The organism is Thiomonas sp. TH-17 (assembly GCF_057473305.1).
In genome coordinates this window covers 1-5,645 of sequence record NZ_JBYCKI010000225.1, presented here as the reverse complement: position 1 = coordinate 5,645, position 5,645 = coordinate 1, and the positions used below count along the sequence as shown (strand labels likewise).

Genomic DNA, 5,645 nt, shown 5'->3' with positions numbered 1-5,645 from the left:
CCGGTATGCAGAAGCAAGACGTGCAAGCAATTCTGACGGCACGAGACGAGCCGAAAAAGAACAGCGCAAAAAGCCCGTCGCCCGCTGCTCCGCATCTGGCGGAACAAGCGGGCGACGGGCCCTGATCTATTTTGCCGCCACCCTCTGCGCAACAAACGCAAAAAATGGGCGGAAAACGCAAATCAACAGACGAGGATTGCGATCAGATCACCTGACCTTTGGTGATCAGGCGGCTGACCACCCAGGCCTTGGTTTTGGAGATCGGACGCGATTCCGCGATCTCAACCACATCGTTCAGGTGGTACTGGCCCGACTCGTCATGCGCGCTGTACTTCTTAGAGCGCGCAATCAACTTGCCATAGATCGGGTGCTGAATACGGCGCTCCACCAGCACGGTCACCGTCTTTTGCCGCTTGTCGCTGACCACGCGGCCGACCAGCGTGCGCTGGACTTTCTTTTGTTCAGTCATGGCTTAACCCTTGGCCTTTTTTTCTTGAATCAGGGTACGAACCCGCGCGATGGCACGCTTGGTGTTGCCCAGTTGACTCGTGTTCTGCAATTGCTGCGTGCCCTTCTGCATACGCAGATTAAAGTGAGCCTTGAGCAGACTGTCGAGTTCGGTCTGCAGCGCCGGAATATCCTTGGCGCGCAGTTCGGTGAGTTGAGCGGAAGTTTTCAAATCGCTCTCCTTAGGCGCCGATCTGGCGCGTGACAAAAATGGTGCGGAACGGCAGCTTGGCGGCAGCCAGCTCAAACGCTTCGCGCGCGATAGCCTCGGGCACCCCTTCGATTTCGTACAGCACGCGACCGGGCTGGACTTCCGAAACGTAGTACTCAGGGTTACCCTTGCCGTTACCCATCCGCACCTCGGCGGGCTTGATGGAAATCGGTTTGTCCGGGAACACACGGATCCAGATCCGGCCGCCACGCTTGACGTGACGTGAAATCGCGCGGCGAGCCGATTCGATCTGGCGAGCGGTGATGCGGCCGCGGGTGGTCGCCTTCAGGCCGAACTCACCAAAGGCCACCGTGGCGCCGCGTGTAGCCAGGCCCGTGTTGCGGCCTTTTTGCTCTTTGCGGTATTTGCGACGTGCGGGTTGTAGCATGAAATTTCTCCTTAAGCGCTGTCGTTAGGCGCCAGTTGCACCGCCGGATGCGCCACCCGACTGGGCCGGTTTGCGCACGCGCTTGACAGCAACGGATTTTTCGCCATCGGCAGCCGGTGCGGCACGACGAGCGCCAGACGGACGGGCTGCACCGGGGCGGCGATTGCGACGATCTTCCTCAGGGGCCGCGGGCTCGGCCTTGGCCGGAACGATAGCGCCCTTGGCCGGCGTATCGCCCTTGTAAACCCAAACCTTCACGCCGATGACGCCGTAGGTCGTCTTGGCTTCAGAGGTCGCGTAGTCGATATTCGCACGCAGGGTCTGCAGAGGCACGCGGCCTTCACGGTACCACTCACGCCGAGCAATTTCGATGCCATTCAGTCGGCCAGAAGACATGATCTTGATGCCCTGAGCGCCCATACGCATGGCGTTCTGCATGGCACGCTTCATGGCACGGCGGAACTGAATGCGCTTTTCGAGCTGCTGGGTGATGGAGTCGGCGATCAGCTGGGCATCGATCTCGGGCTTGCGCACCTCTTCAATGTCCACAGCGACCGGCACGCCCAAGCGCTTGGCCAGTTCGGCCTTCAGGTTTTCAATGTCTTCGCCTTTTTTACCAATCACCACACCTGGGCGGGCGCTGTAAATGGTGATGCGGGCGTTTTTGGCCGGGCGCTCGATGAGCACGCGCGACACCGAAGCATTTTTCAAACGCTTCGCCAGGTACTCGCGCACCATGATGTCTTCGCTGAGCATCTTGGCGTACTGGGTGCTCGGCGCATACCAGCGAGAAGCCCAGCCGCGGGTGACGGCCAGACGGAAACCGGTCGGATGAATTTTCTGTCCCATATGACGTCCTCAGTTCCCGACTTGAATGTAGATATGGCAGGTGGGCTTGCTGATGCGATTGCCGCGACCCTTGGCGCGCGCACTGAAGCGCTTGAGGGTTGCACCCTCTTCCACCATGATCTGAGTCACTTTCAGTTCGTCCACATCGGCGCCATCGTTGTGCTCGGCGTTGGCGATGGCCGACTCCAGCACTTTCTTGATGATGCCCGATGCCTTCTTGGGCGAGAACTCCAGGATGTTCAAAGCGGAGTCCACTTTTTTACCGCGGATCAGGTCCGCCACCAGACGGCCTTTTTGGGCCGAGAGGCGAACGCCGCGTAGGGTTGCACGAGTTTCCATGTGTCTGCCTTACCTCTTCGCCTTTTTATCGGCGGGATGTCCTTTGAATGTCCGCGTCAGCGCGAATTCGCCAAGCTTGTGGCCCACCATCTGGTCGGACACATACACCGGTACATGCTGCTTGCCGTTGTGCACGGCAATCGTCACGCCGATGAATTCGGGCAGGATGGTGGAACGACGCGACCAGGTCTTCACCGGGCGCTTGTCTTTGGTGCTGACAGCAGCTTCAACCTTCTTCAGCAGATGCTGGTCGCAGAACGGACCTTTTTTGAGTGAGCGAGCCATGTGCTATCCCTTACTTCTTACGACGCGACACGATCATGCTCTGCGTGCGCTTGTTGTTGCGGGTGCGATAACCCTTGGTCGGCGTACCCCACGGGCTGACCGCCACGCGGCCTTCGCCAGTCTTGCCTTCACCACCGCCATGCGGGTGGTCGACCGGGTTCATGGCCACGCCACGCACCGTCGGGCGAATACCTTGCCAACGCTTGGCACCAGCCTTGCCGTACTGGCGCAGGTTGTGCTCTTCGTTACTCACTTCGCCCAGCGTGGCGCGGCATTCGATGTGGATGCGGCGAACCTCACCAGAGCGCATGCGCACCTGAGCGTGGATACCCTCGCGCGCCAGCAGCACAGCAGAAGCGCCAGCGGAACGCGCGATCTGCGCGCCTTTGCCAGGTTGCATCTCGATGCAATGAATGGTTGAACCCACCGGAATATTGCGGATAGGCAGCGTGTTGCCCGCACGAATCGGCGCCTCGGAGCCGCTCATCAACGTGGCGCCTACTTCGAGGTTGCGCGGCGCAATGATGTAGCGGCGCTCGCCATCGGCGTAACACACCAGCGCAATGTGCGCGGTACGGTTCGGGTCGTATTCGATACGTTCGACCTTGGCCGGAATGCCGTCCTTGTCGCGACGGAAATCGACCACACGGTAATGGTGCTTGTGACCACCGCCGCGGTGGCGCGTGGTGATGTGACCATTGTTGTTACGGCCGGCCTTCTGGAACTGGGGCTCGAGCAGCGAACGCTCGGGCTCGCCCTTGTACAGATGCGGGTGCGAGACCTTGACGACGGCGCGGCGGCCAGCCGAGGTCGGTTTGACTTTGACGACGGGCATTTAAATACCCTCCTGCGCGAAATTCAGCTCTTGGCCTGCCTTCAGGCAGACATAGGCTTTCTTGACATGATTGCGACGGCCCGTGCCACGCGCGGTGCGCTTGACCTTGCCCTTGATGTTGGTGACCTGCACCGACTCGACATCGACCTTGAACAGCAGTTCGACGGCGGCCTTGATTTCAGGCTTGGTCGCATCACGCAGGACGCGAAACACCACTTGATTCCGCTTTTCAGCGACCATCGTCGCCTTTTCCGAAATGACCGGCGTGCTGAGAACCTGCATCAGACGCTGCGGATTGAGAACAGCTTGCGTCATGACAGCATCTCCTGAAGTTGGCTGACGGCGCCCTTGGTCATCACGACCTTCTTGTAGAACATAAGGGACAGCGGGTCAGCGTAGCGCGGCTCGACCACCAGAACATTCGGCAGATTGCGCGCAGCGAGGAACAGGTTTTCATCCGCACCGTCAGCAATGATCATCACCGACTCGAAGCCCATCGCCTTGCACTTCTCGGCAACCAGCTTGGTCTTCGGCGCATCCACGGTGAAAGTGTCGACCACCACGAGGCGACCTTCGCGTGCCAGTTGCGAAAACAGCGAACGCATCCCCGCGCGGTAGGCCTTTTTGTTGACCTTGTGCGTGAAGTTCTCGTCCGGCGAATTCGGGAAAATCTTGCCGCCCCCACGCCACAGCGGGGACGACGTCATACCGGCACGAGCGCGACCCGTACCCTTTTGCTTCCAGGGCTTGCGAGTCGAGTGCTTGACCACGGCGCGGTCTTTCTGGGCACGATTACCCAGCCGAGCATTGGCCTGATAAGCGATCACGATCTGGTGCACCAGGTCTTCGTTGAAGTCGCGGCCGAACACTTCGGGGCTGACGTCAAACTTGTCGGCAGGTTGGCCCTGCGCATTCAGAAATTCGAGTTGCATCACTGACCTCCTGCCGCAGCCTTGACCGCGGGACGCAGAAACACAAAGCCAGAACGCGACCCCGGCACCGCACCCTTGACCAGGATGAGCTGACGAGCTTCGTCGATGCGAACCACTTCCAGGTTCTGCACCGTCACGGTTTCATTACCCAGCTGACCGGCCATGCGCTTGCCAGGAAACACACGTCCGGGATCCTGGGCCATACCGATGGAACCCGGCGCGCGCGTGGTGACCGAGTTACCGTGAGAGGCGCGGTTGGACGAAAAATTGTGGCGCTTGATCGAGCCAGCGAAGCCCTTGCCGATCGACACACCCTGTGCATCGACCATCTGGCCGACCTGAAACAGCGAAGCGGGAACCGTCGCACCCGGCGCGTAATCGGCCGCTTTTTCAGCGGGCAGATCAAACTCCTTGAGGATTTCGGCCGGCTCGACCCCCGCTTTCGCCAAGTGACCCGCCTGGCCCTTGGTGAGGCGTGACGGCTTGCGAGAGCCGTAAGCCACCTGGACGGCGCTATAGCCATCCACATCTTGCGTGCGCACCTGCGACACCCGGTTGCCAGACGCATCCAGCACGGTGACGGCGATGGATGCCCCATCGTCGGTGAACACACGCGTCATTCCGACCTTGCGCGTGACAAGGCCCATTGAATGTGAGCTCATTGTTTTCTCCTACCCGGCTACGATTGGCCAGGCCCGTAAGTTATTCAAGCGACTCAAGCTACGCGGCTTGAGTCAATCACTGCCCAGTTTCTTTCAGGCATCACCAGAAAGAAAGCCTTAAATCATACATCAAGCGCCCTGCAATCTGCAAGGCACGATGCTCACTGCAGTTTGATTTCCACATCAACGCCCGCAGGCAGATCGAGCTTCATCAGAGCGTCTACCGTCTTGTCCGTCGGATCAACGATGTCCATCAGACGCAAATGCGTGCGGATTTCCAGCTGATCGCGGGAGGTCTTGTTGACGTGCGGCGAACGCAGGATGTCAAACCGCTGCAGGCGTGTCGGCATCGGCACGGGGCCTTTGACAATGGCACCGGTGCGCTTGGCGGTATCGACGATCTCCATTGCGGACTGGTCGATCAGCTTGTAATCAAACGCCTTCAGGCGAATACGGATTTTCTGGTTTTGCATGATGTTCTCTTCAAAGAGCGAAGGCCGACGCCGAAAGTGAGCGGCGCCAGCCGATTCCGTTTAACGATTTACTCGATGATCTTGGCCACAACCCCGGCGCCGACGGTACGACCGCCTTCACGGATGGCGAAGCGCAGACCTTCTTCCATCGCGATCGGGGCGAT

Annotated in this window: 12 protein-coding genes; all 12 read right to left on the bottom strand. The window is 59.6% G+C overall.

Translation table 11 applies throughout. The annotated features are described in order from the left end of the window. Window positions 1-202 precede the first annotated feature (202 nt). Entirely contained in the window at window positions 203-469 is a 267-nt protein-coding gene (gene rpsQ, locus AC2VLV_RS13400) for a 30S ribosomal protein S17 (RefSeq protein WP_013107270.1), read from the bottom strand. A 3-nt stretch (window positions 470-472) separates the two neighbouring features. Then, window positions 473-679, bottom strand: coding sequence for a 50S ribosomal protein L29 (rpmC, locus tag AC2VLV_RS13395; protein ID WP_482677996.1), 207 nt, complete (start codon window positions 677-679; stop codon window positions 473-475). Between the two features lie 10 nt (window positions 680-689). Continuing rightward, a complete protein-coding gene (gene rplP / locus AC2VLV_RS13390) occupies window positions 690-1,106 on the bottom strand; it encodes a 50S ribosomal protein L16 (protein WP_013107272.1) in 417 nt (138 codons plus the stop codon). Window positions 1,107-1,130: 24 nt separating this feature from the next. Then, window positions 1,131-1,955: a 30S ribosomal protein S3 gene (gene rpsC, locus AC2VLV_RS13385; RefSeq protein WP_486990450.1), complete on the bottom strand. Its 825-nt coding sequence runs from the start codon at window positions 1,953-1,955 to the stop codon at window positions 1,131-1,133. Between the two features lie 9 nt (window positions 1,956-1,964). Then, window positions 1,965-2,294, bottom strand: coding sequence for a 50S ribosomal protein L22 (gene rplV, locus AC2VLV_RS13380; protein WP_013107274.1), 330 nt, complete (start codon window positions 2,292-2,294; stop codon window positions 1,965-1,967). 9 nt (window positions 2,295-2,303) lie between these two features. Next, a complete protein-coding gene (rpsS, locus tag AC2VLV_RS13375) occupies window positions 2,304-2,579 on the bottom strand; it encodes a 30S ribosomal protein S19 (RefSeq protein ID WP_079417344.1) in 276 nt (91 codons plus the stop codon). 10 nt (window positions 2,580-2,589) lie between these two features. Continuing rightward, window positions 2,590-3,414: a 50S ribosomal protein L2 gene (rplB, locus tag AC2VLV_RS13370; RefSeq protein WP_013107276.1), complete on the bottom strand. Its 825-nt coding sequence runs from the start codon at window positions 3,412-3,414 to the stop codon at window positions 2,590-2,592. Beyond that, window positions 3,415-3,729, bottom strand: a complete 315-nt coding sequence (gene rplW / locus AC2VLV_RS13365) for a 50S ribosomal protein L23 (RefSeq protein ID WP_486990449.1) — start codon at window positions 3,727-3,729, stop codon at window positions 3,415-3,417. Beyond that, the gene (gene rplD, locus AC2VLV_RS13360; protein WP_486990448.1) at window positions 3,726-4,346 is read right to left on the bottom strand and encodes a 50S ribosomal protein L4; all 621 of its coding nucleotides are present in this window, start codon (window positions 4,344-4,346) and stop codon (window positions 3,726-3,728) included. The genes rplW and rplD overlap by 4 nt, the downstream gene beginning before the upstream one ends. Continuing rightward, window positions 4,346-5,008, bottom strand: coding sequence for a 50S ribosomal protein L3 (gene rplC, locus AC2VLV_RS13355; RefSeq protein ID WP_486990447.1), 663 nt, complete (start codon window positions 5,006-5,008; stop codon window positions 4,346-4,348). The genes rplD and rplC overlap by 1 nt, the downstream gene beginning before the upstream one ends. Before the next feature lie 161 nt (window positions 5,009-5,169). Then, on the bottom strand, window positions 5,170-5,481 hold the full coding sequence (rpsJ, locus tag AC2VLV_RS13350; RefSeq protein WP_055449832.1) for a 30S ribosomal protein S10: 312 nt from the start codon (window positions 5,479-5,481) through the stop codon (window positions 5,170-5,172). 68 nt (window positions 5,482-5,549) lie between these two features. Then, window positions 5,550-5,645: EF-Tu C-terminal domain-related protein (locus tag AC2VLV_RS13345; RefSeq protein WP_078453405.1), on the bottom strand; the 96-nt coding region annotated here is incomplete at its 5' end.

Excerpts from the sequence above, each read along its gene's own strand:
- rplW (WP_486990449.1), bottom strand. The coding sequence starts at position 3,729 with ATGACGCAAGCTGTTCTCAATCCGCAGCGTCTGATGCAGGTTCTCAGC.
- rpsJ (WP_055449832.1), bottom strand. The coding sequence starts at position 5,481 with ATGCAAAACCAGAAAATCCGTATTCGCCTGAAGGCGTTTGATTACAAG.
- rpsC (WP_486990450.1), bottom strand. The coding sequence starts at position 1,955 with ATGGGACAGAAAATTCATCCGACCGGTTTCCGTCTGGCCGTCACCCGC.
- rplD (WP_486990448.1), bottom strand. The coding sequence starts at position 4,346 with ATGCAACTCGAATTTCTGAATGCGCAGGGCCAACCTGCCGACAAGTTT.
- rplV (WP_013107274.1), bottom strand. The coding sequence starts at position 2,294 with ATGGAAACTCGTGCAACCCTACGCGGCGTTCGCCTCTCGGCCCAAAAA.
- rplC (WP_486990447.1), bottom strand. The coding sequence starts at position 5,008 with ATGAGCTCACATTCAATGGGCCTTGTCACGCGCAAGGTCGGAATGACG.
- rpsS (WP_079417344.1), bottom strand. The coding sequence starts at position 2,579 with ATGGCTCGCTCACTCAAAAAAGGTCCGTTCTGCGACCAGCATCTGCTG.
- rplP (WP_013107272.1), bottom strand. The coding sequence starts at position 1,106 with ATGCTACAACCCGCACGTCGCAAATACCGCAAAGAGCAAAAAGGCCGC.
- rpsQ (WP_013107270.1), bottom strand. The coding sequence starts at position 469 with ATGACTGAACAAAAGAAAGTCCAGCGCACGCTGGTCGGCCGCGTGGTC.
- rplB (WP_013107276.1), bottom strand. The coding sequence starts at position 3,414 with ATGCCCGTCGTCAAAGTCAAACCGACCTCGGCTGGCCGCCGCGCCGTC.